The sequence below is a fragment of the Stenotrophomonas sp. NY11291 genome, assembly GCF_023277365.1.
In the GTDB taxonomy this organism is placed as follows: domain Bacteria; phylum Pseudomonadota; class Gammaproteobacteria; order Xanthomonadales; family Xanthomonadaceae; genus Stenotrophomonas; species Stenotrophomonas geniculata.
Map to the genome: position 1 here is coordinate 1243055 of NZ_CP096975.1, position 17879 is coordinate 1260933.

The window sequence follows — 17879 nt, forward strand, 5'->3', positions numbered from 1 at the left end:
TCGTTGCGTTTGATACCGGTTGGGAGGCCGGCAGGTGGATGTCCGTCCATTCGATCAGACCGGCCCCGCCGACGGGGCTCACGCGGCGCGATGCGCTGCGCATCGCAGTTGCCGGCAGCATTGGCCTGGGGGCCGCGACAATCGCGGGCACGCTGCCCGCATCCGCCGCCACCGCGCCGCTCAAAGGCAACCTGAAGCACTCCGTCGCCCGCTGGACCTTCCCGCAGCTGTCCGTCGCCCAGCTCTGCGCGACGGTGAAGGACATCGGCTTCGCCGCGATCGACCTGGTCGGCCCGGAAGACTGGCCGACGTTGAAGGCCCATGGTGTGTACAGCTCGATGTGCAACGGCGCGGAGCTGGGCCTGACCAAGGGCTTTGCCGGGCGCCAGTTCCATGACCAGTTGGTGGAGCGCTACACGCGGCACATCGATCTGGTCGCCGATGCCGGCTATCGAAACCTCATCTGCTTTTCCGGCAACCGCAACGGCATGGACCCCGCCGAAGGCATGGCCAATGCCGAGGCTGGCCTCAAGCGCATCCTCGGGCATGCCGAGAAGCGTGGCGTGGTGCTGGTGATGGAGCTGCTCAACTCCAGGGTCGATCACCACGACTACCTGTGCGACCACTCTGCCTGGGGCGTGGAGCTGTGCCAGCGGCTCGGCTCGGACAACTTCGGCCTGCTCTACGACATCTACCACATGCAGATCATGGAAGGCGACATCATCGCCACCATTGGAAAACACCACGCCTGCTTCAAGCATTACCACACCGCAGGCGTGCCAGGCCGGAACGAGATTGGAGACCAGCAGGAGCTCCACTATCCGGCCATCTGTCGCGCGATCCGCGACACTGGTTTCAAGGGGTATCTGGCGCAGGAGTTCACGCCTGCAGCGCCCGATCCCGTTGCCTCATTGCGCGAGGCGATCCGCCTCTGCGACGTCTGAAACGATATCCACCCAGGTGAGAAACCCATGGCAGATAATCACTACGACGCCATTGTTGTTGGCTCGGGAATCAGTGGCGGTTGGGCGGCGAAGGAGCTGACTGAAAAGGGCCTGAAGGTCCTGATGCTGGAACGTGGCCGTAACATCGAGCACGTCAAGGACTACGTCAACGCGATGAAGGAGGCGTGGGACTTCCCGCACCGCAATCGGCCAACGCAGGCGATGAAGGCCGACTTCCCGGTGCTGATGCGCGATTACGGCCTGGCCGAAAATCTGGAAGGAATGTGGGCCAACGAACAGGACTCGCCCTACATCGAGACCAAACGTTTCGACTGGTTCCGTGGCTACCACGTCGGCGGCCGCTCGCTGCTGTGGGGGCGGCAGAGTTATCGCTTCTCCGATCTGGATTTCGAGGCGAACCTCAAGGATGGGATCGCTGCTGACTGGCCGATCCGCTACGCCGACATCGCGCCGTGGTACGACCATGTGGAAAAGTTCGCCGGCATCGCCGGCACGCGCGAAGGACTGGACGTGCTGCCGGACGGCGAGTTCCTGCCGCCGGTTCCCTTGAACATCGTCGAGAAGGATGTGGCCGCGCGTATCAAGAAGGCCTTCGGCGGAACGCGCCACATGATCCACTCGCGCACCGCCAACATCACCAAGCCGATGCCCGAGCAGGGGCGCGTCAACTGCCAGTACCGCAACAAGTGCATCCTGGGCTGTCCCTTCGGTGCCTACTTCTCGACCCAGGCGGCGACGCTGCCAGCGGCGATGAAGACCGGCAACCTGACCTTGCGTCCGTTCTCGATCGTCAAGGAAGTGCTCTATGACAAGGATCGCAAGCGTGCGCGTGGCGTGGAGGTCATCGACGCCGAAACCGGCCAGACCTACCAGTACACCGCCAAGGTGATCTTCCTCAATGCGTCGTCGTTCAACTCGACGTGGCTGCTGATGAATTCGGCGACCGATGTATGGGACGGCGGGCTGGGCTCTTCGTCCGGTGAGTTGGGGCACAACGTGATGGATCATCATTTCGGTGCGGGTGCCTCGGGCCGGGTCGAGGGCTACGAAGACAAGTACTACTTCGGCCGCCGCCCCTGCGGTTTCTACATTCCGCGCTTCCGCAACGTCGCAGCCGACAAGCGTGGCTACCTGCGCGGGTTCGGCTACCAGGGCGGTGCCAGCCGAAACGGCTGGTCGCGCGAGATCGCCGAGCTGAACATCGGCGCCGACCTGAAGGAAGCGCTGACCGTGCCGGGTGACTGGCGCATCGGCATGACCGGGTTCGGTGAAATGCTGCCGCACCACGACAATACAATCCGCCTGGACCACGACCGCAAGGACAAGTGGGGGCTGCCGGTGCTGGCGATGGACGTTGCCATGCGTGCCAACGAACTGGCGATGCGCAAGGACATGGCCGCCGATGCTGCCGAGATGCTGGAGGCGGCCGGCGTCAAGGACGTGAAGATGCACGACAACGACTATGCCCCGGGCAAGGGCATCCACGAGATGGGGACCGCGCGCATGGGACGTGATCGCAAGAGCTCGGTGCTGAACCAGCACAACCAGGTCTGGGATGCTCCCAACGTCTATGTGACCGACGGTGCCTGCATGACCTCCAGCGCCTGCGTGAATCCCTCGCTGACCTACATGGCGCTGACCGCGCGCGCGGCCGACCACGCGGTACGCGAACTGAAAGCGGGGAACCTCTGATGGATCGTCGCGAACTGCTGAAGATGATCGTCGCCGCCACCGGCGCGGCCATGGTTGGATTGCCTGCGCTTGTGCAGGGGCAGGCACCGGCGGGCGCCACGAAGATCCATTTCTCCGATGCCGATGTCGGCACGCTGGACGAGATCGCCGAGACCATCCTGCCGCGGACCCGGACACCTGGCGCGAAGGACGCCGGTGCCGGGTTGTTCATGGCGACATTCGTCAGCGATTGCTACACCGCCCGGCAGCAGGCGGCGTTTCGCGCCGGCCTGGCCGACATCGACAAACGCGCAGGTGGCCGCTTCGTATCGCTCACACCGGAAGCCCGCGCCGGGTTGCTGCGAACGCTGGACGCTGAAGCGAAGGCACGCCCTGCCGACGTGACCGAGACCGGCACACCAGAAGAGGGCGAGGCGATGCCGCACTACTTCACGATGCTCAAGCAGTTGGCCATCTTCGGCTTCTTCACCTCCAAGGTCGGCGCGACAGGGGTGCTGCAGTACGTCGCGGTGCCGGGTCGTTACGACGGCGACCTTGCCTATGTTCCCGGCACGCCGGCGTGGGGAACCAGCTGATGGACGATATTCTGATGATCCGCTCTCTGTTGATGGCCACCGGCCTGCTGGCCGCAGTACCTGCTTTCGCGCAGAACGGTGCCGACGCTGCGCGTGACCCGAAGAAGACCGAGGTGTGGACGCCGGTGCCTGCAGTCGTGGAAACGCCCGCGGGCAAAGCGCCGTCCGACGCCATCGTGCTGTTCGATGGCAAGGACGTCTCGGCGTGGGAGGCAGAGCAGGGCGGGCGCGTGCCCTGGACCGTCGCCGATGGCGCGATGACCGTGGTGCCGGGCAGCAAAGGCATCCGCACCCGACAGCGCTTCTGCGATGTCCAGCTGCATGTCGAATGGCGTACCCCCACCGAGACGAAGGGCTTCGACGGCCAGAACCGCGGCAACAGCGGTATCTTCCTGCAGGAACTGTATGAGCTGCAGGTGCTCGACAGTTACAACAACCCCACGTATGCCAACGGCCAGGCGGGTTCGATCTACAAGCAGGCCATGCCACGGGTGAACGCCTCGCGTGCACCGGGCCAGTGGCAGGTTTACGACATCATCTGGAAGGCGCCGCGCTTCTCGCAGGGCGGCGGCCTGACCTCGCCCGCGCGCATCACCGTGCTGCATAACGGCGTGCTGGTACAGGACGACACCGTGCTGGCAGGCAAGACCGAGTACATCGGTGCGCCTTCGTACGCGCCCCATGCGTGCGCGCCGCTCTATCTGCAGGAGCATGACTCCAAGGTCAGCTACCGCAACATCTGGGTGCGCGAACTGTAGCGCCCACCCGCTATTTCGCCAGGTAGCTGGCGATGTCATCGATTTCCTGTTGCGACAGCTGCGCGAAGGGCGGCATCAATCCGCCGCCCTTTCTGATCTTGTCCTTGATCTGCGCGGGCTGCAGCCGCTTGCTGATGTCGGTCAGCGCAGGAAACGCGCCCGGCATGCCAGCGCGATCGGCACCGTGGCAGGCCGTGCAGTTTGCGCTGTAGAGCTTCGCACCGGCCGCAGGGTCGTCCTTGCACCAGGCCGTGGTCGCAAGCATCGCGCCGCACAGGACCGCGGTCAGGGTGAAGCTCAATTTCAGGCGAGTGTTCAAGCGAGGCTCCTTCGCATCAGCGCGGTGCGCGAGCAGGTTGGTCGATGGCCAGGTGTTCACGCAGGTAGTCCGCGCCGGTCTGGATGACCTTGGCCGGGTTGCGCGGCTGGTCGTGCTCGATGATGTACCAGTGCACGCCCGCGGCGGCCGCGGCTGGCAGGATCGCGTTCCAGTCCAGTCCGCCCTGGCCGACGGCGGCGAATCCGCCTTCGTCTTCAGCCTGGCCCTTGGGCGCATTGTCCTTGGCGTGCACCGCGAACACGCGATCACGGAATTTTCCCAGCATCAGGGCCGGGTCCAGGCCCGCACGTGCGACCCAGGCCAGGTCCAGCTCGGTCTGCAGGTCGGGGCCGGCCGCTGCGAACAGCAGCTCCAGTCCGGTGCTGCCATCGAAGTCGACCAGCTCGAAGTCGTGGTTGTGATAGGCCAGGCGCATGCCCTTGGCTCGTACCTGTTTCGCGATCCTGCCCAGCTCCTGGCCCAGTGCGGTCCAGCCCGCGGCGTCTGTCGGCCGATCCTTCGCATCCAGGTACGGCACCACCAGCGTGGTGTTGCCGATCGACCGGTTGAACGTCACCACGCCGTCCAGATCATTGCGCAGCTCGGCCAGCGGCACATGCGACGAAACCGCCTTGATCGAATACCGGTCCAGCAGCCGCTTGAGCTCCGCAGCGCTGGCGTTCTGCGTGCCGACCGTCTCCACTGCGCGCACACCGGCGTCGTGGACGATCTTCAGCTGCTGGTCGAGCGACCCGGCGTTGCGCAGGGTATACATCTGCACCGCGATCGGTTTCTGCGTGCTGGCGGCTTCGTCCGCGAAAGCGGGCAGGGTGGCGAACAGCAGGATGAGACTTGCACTTCTACGGAAAAGAGCTTTCATCAACAGATCCTCCCGGGATTCAACCGATGGTGGTCCAGGCACGCGACCTGGCCGATGCAATGACACGGTCAACGATCTGCGCCGAGCGCAGGCCGTCCTCGAAGGTCGGCAGGCCCTGCGGCCGCTCGCCTTCAATGGCGCGATAGGTGTCGGCGACAAATGCCTCGAAACACTGGGCGTAGCCCTGTGCATGCCCGGCCGGCAGCACGGAAAGGCGGCGCTGATCGTCACTGCCGGCACCGGGGCCGCGTACGAAGATCTTCTCGCGCTGGTCGGGCAGGCCGATCCACAGTCGTTCGGCATCCTCCTGGTTGAAGGCCACACTGGCCTTGGCGCCATCGATCTCGAACCAGAGGCGGTTGTGGCGTCCGGCCGAGACCTGGCTGACCGTCAATGACGCCAGCGTGCCGGCGTCGGTCCTGAACATCGCCACAGCCACGTCTTCGCTGGTGACGGGCTGCATCGCGCTGGCGGCCGTTGGCGTGCTGAAGCTCTGCCCGCTGACGGCGCCGCGCTCGGCGATTACCGTGGAGAACGCCGCGCTGACCTCGGCGAAACGTTCGCCGCTGATCCATTCCACCAGGTCGCACCAGTGCGAACCAATGTCGGCGAACACGCGCGAAGTGCCCCCCAACGCGGGGTCCACGCGCCAGTTGTTGCTGGCCGGGTCCAGCAGCCAGTCCTGCAGGTAGCTGCCGTGGATCAGGTGCAACGGCCCCAGATCGCCCTGGGCGATGCGTGCGCGCGCCTCGCGGACCACGGGGTGGTAGCGGTAGACGAAGGGTACCGTGGCCACAAGGCCGCGCGAGGCCGCCAGCGCAGCCAACGCCTGTGCATCTTCCAGCGAGGTGGCCAGCGGCTTCTCGCAGATCACGTGCTTGCCGGCTTCCAGCGCAGCCTGGGCCATCGCGCGGTGCAGGTGATTGGGCGTGCAGACGTGCACGACCTGCACCTGCGGGTCGGTGATCACCTCCTCGATATCCCGATAGGCACGCGCGACATTCCAGGACTGCGCTGCCTCATGTGAACGCTGCGGTGACGAGGCGGCCACGCCGCGTACCTCGGCACCCGCCAGCAGTGCCGCACGACGATGCACTGCGCCGATCATGCCGGCGCCGACGATGGCGATTCCAAGCTTGGGCATCGACTGGGATCCTCAGGGCGTGGAGGGCGCGGCCGTGGCCGCCGGCCGGTCGCGGAACAGCAGCAGGAAGGCGACCAGCACCACCAGTGCAACGCCTGCCGGGAACAGCCAGATCTGCTGCCAGTCGGGGCCGGCCGCAGTGGTGAAGTGCTCCACCACCGCGCCGGACAGGAAGGTGCCGATCAGCATGCCCACGCCGTAGGTGGCCAGGGTGATGAACCCCTGCGCGCTGCTGCGCGCGGCGGGACCGGCATGTGCATCGGTGTAGATCTGGCCGGTGACGAAGAAGAAGTCGTAGCAGATGCCGTGCAGCACGATGCCGATCACCAGCAGGGAGAAACCGCCGCCCGCATCGCCGAAGGCGAACATGGCGTAGCGCACCACCCATGCGGCCATGCCCACCGCCAGCATCGTCTTCACCCCCAGCCGCACGAACAGGAACGGCATGGCCAGCATCAGCAGCACTTCAGAGACCTGGCCCAGCGACTGCAGGCCCGCGGCGCCGCGCACGCCCAGGTCGTTGAGGTACGGGTTGGTGAAGTTGTAATAGAACGACAGTGGGATGCAGATGGCGATGGAGGCCAGGAAGAACACCAGATAGGCGCGCGACTTCAGCAGCCGCAGCGAATCCAGCCCCAGGATCTGCCCGAGGCCGGCATCGCGCTGCTGCGCCAGCGGCGGCGTGTGCGGCAGGGTGAAGGCATACAGGCCCAGCAGCAGTGATGCCAGCGCCGCCATCCGGAACGTCAGTTCAAGCCGATGCGCCTGTTCCCAGCCCAGCCAGCCGATCAGCACACCGGCCACGATCCAGCCGACGCTGCCGGCCACGCGCACCAGCGGGAACTGCTTCTCCGGCGACTGCATGTGCCGCATCGCCACGCTGTTGGCCAGTGCCAGCGTCGGCATGAACAGCAGCATGTAGCCCATCACGCAGGCGGAGAACGTGCTGAAGCTGTCTGCTGTGGAGGCCAGCCACAGCAGCACCGCACCGGCCAGGTGCAGCACCGCCAGGATGCGCTGCGCGGCGAAGTAGCGGTCCGCGATCAGGCCGACCAGGAACGGCGCGACGATGGCGCCGATGGACTGGCTGAGGAACGCCGTTGCCACCTGGCTGGCGCTGGCCTGCAGCGGGCCCTGCACCAGGTAGGTTCCAAGGGTGACGAACCACGCCCCCCAGATGAAGAACTGCAGAAACATCATCGCGCCCAGGCGCGACATGGCGTGCGTCATGGCTTGCCCTCCGGGGGCGGTCTTGGCTCAGATTCCCAGCATGCGGTGCAGTGATCCGGCGTCCGTGCCGCTGTCGGCAAAGTCGTCGAAGGCGCGTTCGGTCACGCGGATGATGTGGTCGCGGATGAAGGCGGCGCCCTCGCGCGCGCCGTCCTCGGGGTGCTTCAGGCAGCACTCCCATTCCAGCACCGCCCAGCCGGGGAAGTCGTACTGCGCGAACTTCGAGAAGATCGCCTTGAAGTCGATCTGGCCGTCGCCGAGTGAACGGAACCGGCCCGGGCGATCGATCCAGTCCTGGTAGCCGCCATACACGCCACTGCAGGCGCTGGCGCGGTACTCCGCGTCCTTGACGTGGAAGATGCCGATGCGCGCGTGGTAGCGATCGATGAAACCCAGATAGTCCATCTGCTGCAGCAGCAGGTGGCTGGGGTCGTACAGGATCTTCGCGCGCGGGTGGTGATCGACCACGTCGAGGAAGCGTTCGAAGGTCGCACCGTCGTGCAGGTCCTCCCCCGGGTGGATCTCGAAGCACAGGTCCACGCCGCAGGCGTCATACGCATCGAGGATGGGACGCCAGCGGCGGCCGAGTTCGGCGAAGGCTTCTTCCACCAGGCCGGGCGGGCGCTGCGGCCAGGGATAGAAGTAGGGCCAGGCCAGTGCGCCGGAGAAGGTGGCGTGTGCGGTCAGTCCCAGCCGCTGGCTGGCCTTGGCTGCCAGCAGCAGCTGCTCCACTGCCCAGGCCTGGCGCGCGGACGGGTCGCCGCGCTTTTCCGGCGGTGCGAATCCGTCGAACAGGCTGTCATAGGCGGGATGGACGGCGACCAGCTGCCCCTGCAGGTGGGTGGACAGTTCGGTGATCTGTACGCCATGCCCGGCCAGCATGCCGGCAAGGTCGTCGCAGTACGCCTGGCTGCGTGCGGCCTCGGCCAGGTCGAACAGGTGGGGCGCGCTGGTCGGCACTTGTACGCCAGAATAGCCCAGGCCTGCGGCCCAGCCGGCCAGCGTGTCCAGCCGATCAAAAGGAGCTGTGTCGCCGATGAACTGCGCCAGGAACAGCGCTGGACCCTTGAGCGTCTTCAACGTGATTCGCCCTCGATGCAATCGATTGCATTATCCTAGCAGGGGCTCACGCAGGACCTGTTGTGCAGTGCACAGCGGGCAGGAGATCTAACGCCATGGCCACCATCTACGACATCGCAAAGCACGTCGGCGTCTCCGCAGGCACAGTGTCGCGGGCGCTTTCGCGGCCGGACAAAGTCCTGCCGGCGACCCGCGCGCGTATCGAGCAGGCTGCCGCCGCGCTGGGCTATGTGCCCAACACGGTGGCCCGCACGCTCAAGACCCAGCGCAGCGGCAAGATCCTGGTCACCGTCCCGGACATCGCCAATCCGTTCTTCGCCCAGATCCTGCAGGGTGCGGAGGACGCCGCGCAGGCCGTTGGCTACGCGGTCCTGCTGGGCGATACCCAGCATCAACCGGATCGCGAGGAGCGCTATGCGCAGATGCTCCGGCGCAACGAGGCCGACGGCATGATCGTGCTGGGCCATCGGCTGCCACCGACGGCGCGCGAGATTGTCCAGCAGAGGGGGGCTGCTGCGCCGGTGGTCAACGGCTGCGAGTTCGATCCTTCGCTGGGCATCCCCAGCGTCCACATCGACAATGCCGCCGCCGCGCGCGCGGTGATGGAACACCTGTATGGGCTGGGACACGAACGCATTGCGGTGGTCGGTGGCCCCCCCGACAATCCGCTGCACCAGCAACGGCTGGAAGGGGTGCGGGCAGCCGGCAAGGCGCGTGGACGCCTGCGCCAGCTGAGCATCGTGCCGGGTGACTTTTCGGTGGAGTCCGGCCATGCCGCCGCGATGGCGATGTTGGCCGCCGCGCCGGTACCGACTGCGGTCTTCTGTTTCAGCGACCAGATGGCGCTGGGCACCCTGGCGGCCTGTCGGGAGCTGGGCCTCCGAGTGCCGGAGGATCTGTCCATCGTCGGCTTTGACGACCTGGCCTCCTCGCGCTACCTCACGCCGCCACTGACGACGATCAGACAGCCGATGCGGGAGATTGGTGAGCGCGCGGTCAACCTGCTGCTTGCCATCATCGAACACGTGGATGTGCCGCTGCAGCAGACGCTGGATTTCAGCCTGATGCTGCGGGGCTCGACGGCTGCACCCAGGGCCGGGTGAGGGCAGGACAGAGCGCGCTGCCTCACTGATTGTCGCCAGATGGCTTCTGCAACCTTGATCCCGAATTGACGCAGAGCTGTCAGACTCACTGCAGGCAGCCCGGCAAGGGCCTTGGTGGCAGCTGCGATCGCTCAAGGGGGTCGGCAATGCCGTTCTTGACGGACTCGACCGAGGTCTCGGTCGAAGGCATCGGCGCGGCACGGCGCATCGGCTGGATGCGTTTCGTGGGCAACGGGTTGGGGGCGATCCCCATTGCTTCGATCATGCTCGAACGCCAGGACGGTGCGCTGGCGTGGAGCCTGCTGCTGCTCAATGCGCTGGCTTGGCCGGCGCTCGCCCTCGTGCTGACCCATCGCTCACGGCAGCCCGCGGTGGTCCAGTTCCGCTGCATGGTGATCGATTCCTTCTTTGGCGGTGGCTGGATCGCCTTCATGGGGCTCAGCGTGGTGCCCAGTGCGTTGTTCGCCGCGCTGCTGGTCGCCGACAAGATCGCCGCCGGCGGGGTGAAGCTGGCGGTACGGGCCACACTGGCGCTGGCAGTGGGGTTCGCGCTCACCTGGTGGGGACTCGGGTTTCCCTATCAGCCGGTGTCATCGCAGCGCACGATCGTACTCAGTGTGCCGTTCCTGTTCGTCTACGGCATCGGCCTCAGCATCCTCAGCTGGCAGCTGGCGCGGCGGGTGAAATCGCAGAACCGCCAGTTGAAGCGGCTGAGCCGGATGGACCCGCTGGTGGAGCTGGCCAACCGCGGCTTCCTGATCGTCCGCGCGCAGCAGGCCCTGGACAAGGCGCAGGGGCAGGGTGGTTTCGCCTGCCTGCTGATGCTTGATGTGGATGACTTCAAGCGCATCAATGACTCGCATGGTCATCGTGCCGGGGACGAAGTGCTGCGCCATATCGCCTCCACCTTGCGCGCCTTCGCCCGGCCCGGCGATACCCCTGCGCGGCTGGGAGGCGACGAGTTCGTCGTGCTGCTGCAGGACTGTGCGCCCATCGATGCGATGCATGTGGCAGAGCGGGTTCGTCTGCAACTTCTGGAAGCAGCACGGCAGGCAACGCCGGGCATCGAGTTCAGCGTCAGCATCGGCATTGCTGCCACCCCGCGCGGCGGCAGCGTCGAGGACTGGCTGGCATTGGCCGACCGCGCGCTCTACCACGCCAAGCGCCAGGGCAAGAACAACGCCAGCTATGGCGAATGAGTCGGCGCGGGCTGCAGCAGTGCTGTCGCAGCACGAGGCCTGATGCCCGTTCATCCTGCACCCGGAATCGTCGTCGCCAATCCTCTACCATGGGCCACCCCGCCCGGACGCGCCGCCCATGCAAGACGCCCTCGTTGCCCAGCCCAAGCCCCCCGTTCCGAGGATCGCGGCCTGGCTGATGATGCTGCTGGGCATGTGGCTGGCGTTGAAGCTGGGCCTGGTGGTGACCCTGCTGTCGGGGCTGCTGGTGTTCCAGCTGACCCACGTGCTGGCGTCGACCGTGGAAGGCAGGCTGCCGCCGGGAAGGGCGCGGGCAATCGCGGTGATCGTGCTGTCGGCGATCATCATCAGCGGACTGGTGCTGGCCGGCATTGGCGTGGCGTCGTTCTTCCGCAACGAGACCGGCGGGCCGGACGCGCTGCTGGCGCGGCTGATGGACATCCTCAATTCTTCGCGCCACCAGGTACCGGCGCTGCTGCAGCCGTATATCCCCGAAGACATGCCGGCGCTGCGTGCGGCGCTGAATGACTGGGCCGCCGAACACCAGCGCCAGCTGGGCGTGGCCGGCACGTCGGTGGTGCAGGTGGGCGTGCGCGTACTGATCGGCATGGTGCTGGGGGCGATGATCGCGCTGTACGACGAACTTCCGCTGCCGAAAATGGGGCCGCTGGCGCAGGAACTGATCGGGCGCACCAGCCGCCTGGCCACCGCGTTCCGCCAGGTGGTGTTCGCGCAGGTGAAGATCTCGCTGCTCAACACCGTGTTCACCGCCATCTTCCTGCTGGGCGTGCTGCCGCTGTTCGGCGTGCATCTGCCGCTGTCCAAGACGCTGGTACTGATCACCTTCATCGCCGGCCTGCTGCCAGTGGTGGGCAACATCATCTCCAACACGATCATCACCATCGTCGCGCTGTCAGTCTCGTTCTACGTGGCCGTGGCCGCGCTGCTGTACCTGATCTTGATCCACAAACTGGAATACTTCCTCAACGCGCGCATCGTCGGCGGTGAAATCCAGGCCCGCGCATGGGAGCTGCTGCTGGCCATGCTGGTGATGGAAGCGGCGTTCGGCCTGCCCGGGCTGGTGGCGGCACCGGTGTTCTACGCTTACGTGAAACGCGAACTGGTCGACCAGCGCTGGATCTGACCCGGCGTGACCTGTCGCATCTGACCGGCTGGACGGGGGGCGCCGGCGTTGTCGGCGCGTTCGCGCGCGCTGCGCTATATCCACCCCGGCGGATCGTACGGCGCTGGCTTGGCGCCGCCGGAGCCGCTCGCTACAGTGAGCCGCACTTCAGGGGAATTCTGCATGGCCGGCAAGGCATCGCCCATCAGGTTGCGGACCTGGGTCTGGATCCTGGCTGGGCTGTTCGTGGTGTGCACGCTGCCGTTGATGGCCATCGCCCTGGTCCAGGGCACGCTGCGCTACACCGGCGCCGAAGACAACCTGACCAGCCTGCGCCAGCTGCGGCAGACCTTCGATCTCGCCAACCTGGCTTCGGCCGAGCGCGGTCCGGCCAACAGCCTGCTGGGGGCTGACCCGGCCGCCGCCGCCGAACAGGCGCGGCTGGCCGCGCAGCTGGCGGCCGCGCGCAAGCGGGTCGACACCGCCATGCTGCAGCTGGAGACCGAGTTCAAGAACGACCCGGGCGTGCTGGATGAGCGTGGCCTGCTGGCCGACGCGCAACGTCGCCTGCAGTCGGCGCGGGCTGCGGTGGACCGGGTGGCGGCGCAACCGCACGATGCGCGCCGGGTGGAGGCGGTGGAGCGTGCGATCAGTGGCATGTTCGCCGTGGTTGATCGCCTGCACCTGCTGACCTCGGCACAGATCAACGTGCTGGTCAGCGCCGACCGTGAAGCGGCGATTCCGGCGATGCAGGGCCAGGTGCTGATCGATCTTCGCGAACATGGCGGCCGCCTGGCCTCGAACGTGATGGCGCCGGTCGCGGTACCGGGGGCATGGCGCGAGGAGCAGGTACGCGCTGCACTGCAGACCGAGGGCCGCCTGCTGGAGCTGTGGCGGTTGGCGGGCAGCCATGAGTCGGTGTTCCGCAGCGACCCGGAACTGTCATGGCACTGGGACATGGCACGACGGCAGTTCTTCGGCGAATCGCTGCCGATGATCGAGCAGTTGATCGAGGATGGCCGCCGTGGTGTACCACCGCCGTGGACCGCTGCCGAGTTCACCACGCGCTACGTGCCTACCCTGCAGTCGCTGGAAGCCCTGCGTGATGGCTACCTGAGCGTGTCCATCGCCCGATACGAACGCACCCGCAACCGCGAGGCCATGCGCCTGGCTGTGCTGGTGGCGACCGCGCTGGGCACGCTGGTGGTGCTGGGCGTGGCCCTGCGCATCGCCCACCTGCAGATCCTGCAGCCACTGCTGCAGGCGCAGAAGCAGGTGATCCAGCTCGCCACGGATGCACCTGGCCCGGAGCAGCATGTCACCCATCCGCTGGCCGAGATGCAGCGCCTGTTCGACGCCATCGAAGTACTGCGTGAGAAATCGCGCGAGCGCTCGGCACTGACCAGCGAGCTGCGCCAGCTCGCCGGCACCGACGAGCTGACCGGACTGTTGAACCGGCGCGCGCTGGATGAGGTGGTGCAGCAGAGGCACGCCGGAGGCGATGCAAGCGCCGTGGTGATCCTGCTGGATGTGGATCGCTTCAAGGCGATCAACGATGGCCATGGCCATGAAGCCGGCGACGAAGTGCTGGTGCAGGTGGCGCAGTTGCTGCAGCGCCACCTGCGCCGCAGCGACAGCATCGCCCGCTATGGTGGTGAGGAATTCCTGGTGCTGCTGGCCGACGGTGATCTGGCCGGTGGCCGCCAGCTGGCCGAGTCATTGCGATTGGCCCTGCAGCAGATGGACATCGAGCTGGCCGGTGGCACCGTGCTGCGGGTGACCGCCAGTTTCGGCGTGGCCGAGGGCGGCACCGACGCGCTCGGCTGGCGCACCCTGCTGCGTGCCGCCGATGCGGCCATGTACCGGGCCAAGGCGCAGGGGCGCGATCGGGTACGGGTGGCGGGGGGCGGTCGCATCACGCGCTGATGGCACGCGTCAGCCAATGCGTGCATGCACCCGTCGCAGCGTCTGCAGGATCGCCCGGCGCGCGATGGGGCGTGCAGCTGCTGCAAACGCAGGTGGGGTGGTGAGCAGCGCGTCACGCACGCGCCACGCGCCCTATCTCGCTTTCTGTGAAGAAGCCGACATTGACCTTCCACGCTTCGGTCACCACTCTGCGCAGACGCTGGGATTCCACTTGATGAAGGACGACACCATGACCCAGCTCACACTGCCCGAACTGGCCAAGAAGATGGCCGACATCGATTTCACCATGCTGCAGACCCGCGCCGGCGGAGAAATTGCCGGTCGTCCGATGAGCAACAACGGTGACGTGGACTACGACGGTGACAGCTGGTTCTTCACCACAGAAGACACCGACATGGTGCACGAGATTGAGGCTGACCCCGCCGTTGCGCTGGGTTTTTCCGGCAGCAGGTCACTGCTGGGCAAGCCGCCGTTGTTCGTGCACGTGCAGGGAAGGGCGGCGCTGGTGCGCGATCGCGCTGTGATGCGCGAGCACTGGGTGAAGGATCTTGAGCGCTGGTTCGAGCAGGGCGTGGATACACCGGGGCTGGTACTGATTCACGTGCGCGCCAGCCGCATCCACTATTGGGATGGCGAGGACCAGGGCGAAATGGCAGTCTGACCCGGCAGCGGGAGGCTGGTGGCCATCGCGGCCATTGCGCGGCGCGCCAGGCCTTTGCCATCCTCCCTGCTGTTTTCCGTAGCGTGGAATCCCGATGCGTCCTGCGTTCTTCTGGCTGGCTTTGGCCCTGCTGCCCACCCTGGCGGTGGCGCAACCCGCGCGTACGCCCAAGGCCAAGGCCCCGGCGCAGGATCCCTTCAGCGAGCTGTTCGACACCGCCTGCATGCAGCACATCGGTGCCCCGGCGCGGTTGCAGTCGCTGATGGAATCCAATGGGCTGTCGCCGCTGCAGCCCGCCGAAGCCGCCACGCTGTTGCAGGGGCAATCGGGCGTGGCGTGGATGGTGCCTCTGGCCAGTGGCCGCTATGCGGTGAGCTGGGCTGACGATGGCACGTGTACGGTCTACGCCGAAAAGGCCGACGCGGCGGTCGTGCAGAAGGGATTCGCCCGGTTGGTGCAGGCCGCACCCAAACCGTTGCAGGTGCGATCGCTGCCAGGGCGTGGGCCACTGTCGGCCGATCAGGTGGCCATCCAGTACGGCTGGGCCACGCCGGGGCAGGGCACGCTGCAGGTGCGCTTCCGCCTGGTCACGCGGCAGGCGGCCGATGCAGGCGTGCAGGCGATGGCCTCGGCGGCCCCGGGCGAAGCGATGCTGGAGCAGGGCGCGCCTGGGCCCTGACAGGGGCCACGCGCGCGATTCAGCCTTTCACGCGGCGTGTGGTATATCGTTTATCGATAAATCCACTCCGGGGCGGCGAGGCCACCCCAATGCCGGAGGCCGCTTGACCGCTCGTCCCGCCCGCGCCAGTCCCGCGCGAGGCCTGTTCACCCTGGCCCAGGCCGCCGTACAGGCCGTCCGGGCGATGTGCTGGCTGGGCATCCTGGCCGCACTGCTGGCCGTGCCGCTGGTCGCCCATGACCGCCGCTGGCTACTCGAGAGCGTCCATGATGCAGGTGCTGTTGCCGCGCACGGCAACGACCTGTTCCTGCACTTCTGCCTCGGCCTGGGCGCGATCGTCGCGCTGCTGGTGCTGTGCCTGCTGTTCCTGCGCCATCTGCTGCGGCTGCTGAAGTCGGCGGCGCGCGAGCGGCCGTTCACCCACGCTAACGCGCAGCGCCTGCAACGCATGGCGTGGTTGATGCTGGCGATGGAGCTGCTGTCGATCCTGATCGGCGCTTACGCGGCCTGGATGGGGCCCGACTTCACCTGGATGGAGGTGGGCGGCGGCATGTCGATCACCGGCCTGGTGGCGGTGCTGATGCTGTTCGTGCTGGCGCGCGTGTTCGCCGTGGGCGCAGCGATGCGCGATGACCTCGATGGTGTCATCTGATGGCGATTGTCATTACCCTGGACCGCATGCTGCAGGAACGGGGCATGACCCTGTCCGAACTGGCCGGGCGCATCGACATCACCCTGGCCAACCTGTCGATCCTGAAAACCGGCAAGGCGCGTGCCATCCGCTTTTCCACCCTGGATGCGATCTGCCGTGAGCTGCAGTGCACGCCCGGTGATCTGCTCGGGCATGACCCGACGCAGGCGCAGGACGCTGACTGAGTGCTTTCCCTTTTTCCCTACCTACTGACGAAACGGACCTGAAATGGAATGGTTGGCTGACCCCTCGATATGGATGGGCCTTGCAACCCTGGTCGTGCTGGAGATCGTTCTCGGCATCGACAACCTGGTGTTCATCGCGATCCTTGCCGACAAGCTTCCGCCGCACCAGCGTGACCGCGCGCGGGTGATCGGCCTGGCGCTGGCCCTGCTGATGCGGCTGGTGCTGCTGGCCGCGCTGGCCTGGATCATGAAGCTGACCGAGCCGCTGTTGACGCTGTTCGACCACAGTTTCTCCGGACGCGACCTGATCCTGCTGGGTGGCGGCCTGTTCCTGCTGTTCAAGGGCACCATGGAACTGCATGAGCGGCTGGAAGGCCGCCAGCACGAGGACAATGGCAAGAAGGTCTACGCCAGCTTCGCGATGGTCGTGGCACAGATCGTGGTACTCGACGCGGTGTTCTCGCTGGACTCGGTGATCACTGCGGTCGGCATGGTCGACAACCTGGGCGTGATGTACGCCGCGGTGACCATCGCGATGGCATTGATGCTGGTGGCCAGCAAGCCGCTGACCCGCTTCGTCAACAAGCATCCCACGGTGGTGGTGCTGTGCCTGGGCTTCCTGCTGATGATCGGTTTCAGCCTGGTGGCCGAGGGCCTGGGCTACAAGATCCCGAAGGGCTACCTGTACGCGGCCATCGCCTTCTCGATCCTGGTCGAGGCATTCAACCAGTGGGTACGTTTCAACCGCGAGCGCAACGAGCGCCGCCAGCCGTTCCGCCAACGTACTGCGGATGCGGTGCTGCGCATGTTGGGCGCGCGCCCGACCAATGGCCACGACGACGAAAGTGCTGACGAACACGTCGATGCCGAAGAGCGCCTGCAGCCGGCCGAGCACGAGATGATCCGCAGCGTGCTGGGGCTGGCGGATCGCCCGGTGTCGAGCGTGATGACTGTGCGCGCCGACGTGCAGTGGATCGACCTGGCGCGTGGACAGGACGACGTGGTGGCACGCCTGGTGGCATCGCCGCACACCCGCCTGCTGGTCGGCGATGGTGATCTGGACAGCCTGTGCGGTGTGGTGCAGAGCCGCGACCTGCTGGCCGACCTGCTGCAGGGCAAGCCGCTGCAGCTGGAAGGCAACCTGCGTGAGCCGCAGTACGTGCTGTCCAGCGCCAGTGCGCTGCAGGCGCTGGAACTGATCCGCCAGCACCCGGTGCCGCTGGCGGTGGCGGTGGACGAGTACGGCAGCGTGGAAGGCCTGGTGACCGCCAACGACCTGTTGGCGGCCATTGCCGGTGACCTGGTCGACACCCAGGACGAGCGCTATGGCGTGGTCATGCAGGGGGAAGGCCAGTGGGAGGCCGACGGTGCGCTGACCCTGGACGATCTGCAGCGCCTGGCGGGCGTATCGCTGCCGCGCAGTGCCGACTACATGACCATCTCCGGCCTGGTGCTGGAGCGCCTGGGACGCCTGCCGGACATCGGTGACGCAGTGGAGATCGCGGATGTACGCATCACCGTATTGGCGATGGAGAAGCGTCGCATTGCCCGCCTGCGCGTGCAGCGCCTCGACGGAATGGCCTGACCCACCTGTTGCTGTACAGCCGAGCCCATGCTCGGCTGCATGTTGAGAAGCCGAGCATGGGCTCGGCTCTACACAACACGGCCC

At 66.4% G+C, this 17879-nt stretch carries 18 protein-coding genes; 13 read left to right on the plus strand and 5 right to left on the minus strand.

The window, feature by feature from the left end:
• Nucleotides 1-38: 38 nt before the first annotated feature.
• From M1L61_RS05800 to M1L61_RS05815, 4 genes are read left to right on the plus strand one after another with little or no spacing between them, the layout of a single operon-like run.
• Nucleotides 39-944 (plus strand): TIM barrel protein, encoded by a 906-nt coding sequence (locus tag M1L61_RS05800; protein ID WP_049413475.1) that lies wholly within the window; start codon nucleotides 39-41, stop codon nucleotides 942-944.
• Nucleotides 945-971: 27 nt separating this feature from the next.
• Nucleotides 972-2657 (plus strand): GMC family oxidoreductase, encoded by a 1686-nt coding sequence (locus tag M1L61_RS05805; RefSeq protein ID WP_100447973.1) that lies wholly within the window; start codon nucleotides 972-974, stop codon nucleotides 2655-2657.
• On the plus strand, nucleotides 2657-3232 hold the full coding sequence (locus M1L61_RS05810; protein WP_043396891.1) for a gluconate 2-dehydrogenase subunit 3 family protein: 576 nt from the start codon (nucleotides 2657-2659) through the stop codon (nucleotides 3230-3232). The genes M1L61_RS05805 and M1L61_RS05810 overlap by 1 nt, the downstream gene beginning before the upstream one ends.
• The gene (locus M1L61_RS05815) at nucleotides 3232-3990 is read left to right on the plus strand and encodes a DUF1080 domain-containing protein (protein ID WP_134957972.1); all 759 of its coding nucleotides are present in this window, start codon (nucleotides 3232-3234) and stop codon (nucleotides 3988-3990) included. Before M1L61_RS05810 ends, M1L61_RS05815 begins: the two co-directional genes overlap by 1 nt.
• Nucleotides 3991-4000: 10 nt before the next feature.
• Here the strand turns inward: M1L61_RS05815 and M1L61_RS05820 are convergent, their stop codons facing one another.
• From M1L61_RS05820 to M1L61_RS05840, 5 genes are all read right to left on the minus strand, one after another.
• On the minus strand, nucleotides 4001-4255 hold the full coding sequence (locus tag M1L61_RS05820; RefSeq protein WP_049413537.1) for a cytochrome c: 255 nt from the start codon (nucleotides 4253-4255) through the stop codon (nucleotides 4001-4003).
• A 70-nt stretch (nucleotides 4256-4325) separates the two neighbouring features.
• On the minus strand, nucleotides 4326-5189 hold the full coding sequence (locus M1L61_RS05825) for a sugar phosphate isomerase/epimerase (protein WP_248854435.1): 864 nt from the start codon (nucleotides 5187-5189) through the stop codon (nucleotides 4326-4328).
• A 19-nt stretch (nucleotides 5190-5208) separates the two neighbouring features.
• Entirely contained in the window at nucleotides 5209-6333 is a 1125-nt protein-coding gene (locus tag M1L61_RS05830; protein ID WP_043396881.1) for a Gfo/Idh/MocA family oxidoreductase, read from the minus strand.
• A gap of 12 nt (nucleotides 6334-6345) precedes the next feature.
• Nucleotides 6346-7563 (minus strand): MFS transporter, encoded by a 1218-nt coding sequence (locus M1L61_RS05835; protein ID WP_019337061.1) that lies wholly within the window; start codon nucleotides 7561-7563, stop codon nucleotides 6346-6348.
• 27 nt (nucleotides 7564-7590) lie between these two features.
• Complete coding sequence (locus tag M1L61_RS05840) at nucleotides 7591-8643, minus strand: sugar phosphate isomerase/epimerase family protein (protein WP_010483474.1); 1053 nt, start codon at nucleotides 8641-8643, stop codon at nucleotides 7591-7593.
• 95 nt (nucleotides 8644-8738) lie between these two features.
• On the opposite strand from M1L61_RS05840, the gene M1L61_RS05845 reads away from it, so the two are divergent.
• The 9 genes from M1L61_RS05845 (at nucleotide 8739) to M1L61_RS05885 (ending at nucleotide 17795) form a co-directional block, all read left to right on the plus strand.
• Entirely contained in the window at nucleotides 8739-9746 is a 1008-nt protein-coding gene (locus M1L61_RS05845) for a LacI family DNA-binding transcriptional regulator (protein WP_143994044.1), read from the plus strand.
• A 146-nt stretch (nucleotides 9747-9892) separates the two neighbouring features.
• Nucleotides 9893-10945, plus strand: a complete 1053-nt coding sequence (locus M1L61_RS05850) for a sensor domain-containing diguanylate cyclase (protein WP_227199507.1) — start codon at nucleotides 9893-9895, stop codon at nucleotides 10943-10945.
• 118 nt (nucleotides 10946-11063) lie between these two features.
• Nucleotides 11064-12089, plus strand: coding sequence for an AI-2E family transporter (locus M1L61_RS05855; protein WP_143994045.1), 1026 nt, complete (start codon nucleotides 11064-11066; stop codon nucleotides 12087-12089).
• A gap of 162 nt (nucleotides 12090-12251) precedes the next feature.
• Nucleotides 12252-13994, plus strand: coding sequence for a GGDEF domain-containing protein (locus M1L61_RS05860; protein ID WP_248854436.1), 1743 nt, complete (start codon nucleotides 12252-12254; stop codon nucleotides 13992-13994).
• A gap of 229 nt (nucleotides 13995-14223) precedes the next feature.
• On the plus strand, nucleotides 14224-14655 hold the full coding sequence (locus M1L61_RS05865) for a pyridoxamine 5'-phosphate oxidase family protein (RefSeq protein ID WP_029379872.1): 432 nt from the start codon (nucleotides 14224-14226) through the stop codon (nucleotides 14653-14655).
• Between the two features lie 94 nt (nucleotides 14656-14749).
• Complete coding sequence (locus tag M1L61_RS05870; protein ID WP_049413497.1) at nucleotides 14750-15334, plus strand: hypothetical protein; 585 nt, start codon at nucleotides 14750-14752, stop codon at nucleotides 15332-15334.
• Between the two features lie 184 nt (nucleotides 15335-15518).
• Nucleotides 15519-15986: a DUF2975 domain-containing protein gene (locus tag M1L61_RS05875; RefSeq protein WP_248854767.1), complete on the plus strand. Its 468-nt coding sequence runs from the start codon at nucleotides 15519-15521 to the stop codon at nucleotides 15984-15986.
• On the plus strand, nucleotides 15986-16210 hold the full coding sequence (locus M1L61_RS05880) for a helix-turn-helix transcriptional regulator (protein WP_010483459.1): 225 nt from the start codon (nucleotides 15986-15988) through the stop codon (nucleotides 16208-16210). The genes M1L61_RS05875 and M1L61_RS05880 overlap by 1 nt, the downstream gene beginning before the upstream one ends.
• 43 nt (nucleotides 16211-16253) lie before the next feature.
• Nucleotides 16254-17795 (plus strand): TerC family protein, encoded by a 1542-nt coding sequence (locus M1L61_RS05885; protein ID WP_049455585.1) that lies wholly within the window; start codon nucleotides 16254-16256, stop codon nucleotides 17793-17795.
• Nucleotides 17796-17879 lie beyond the last annotated feature (84 nt).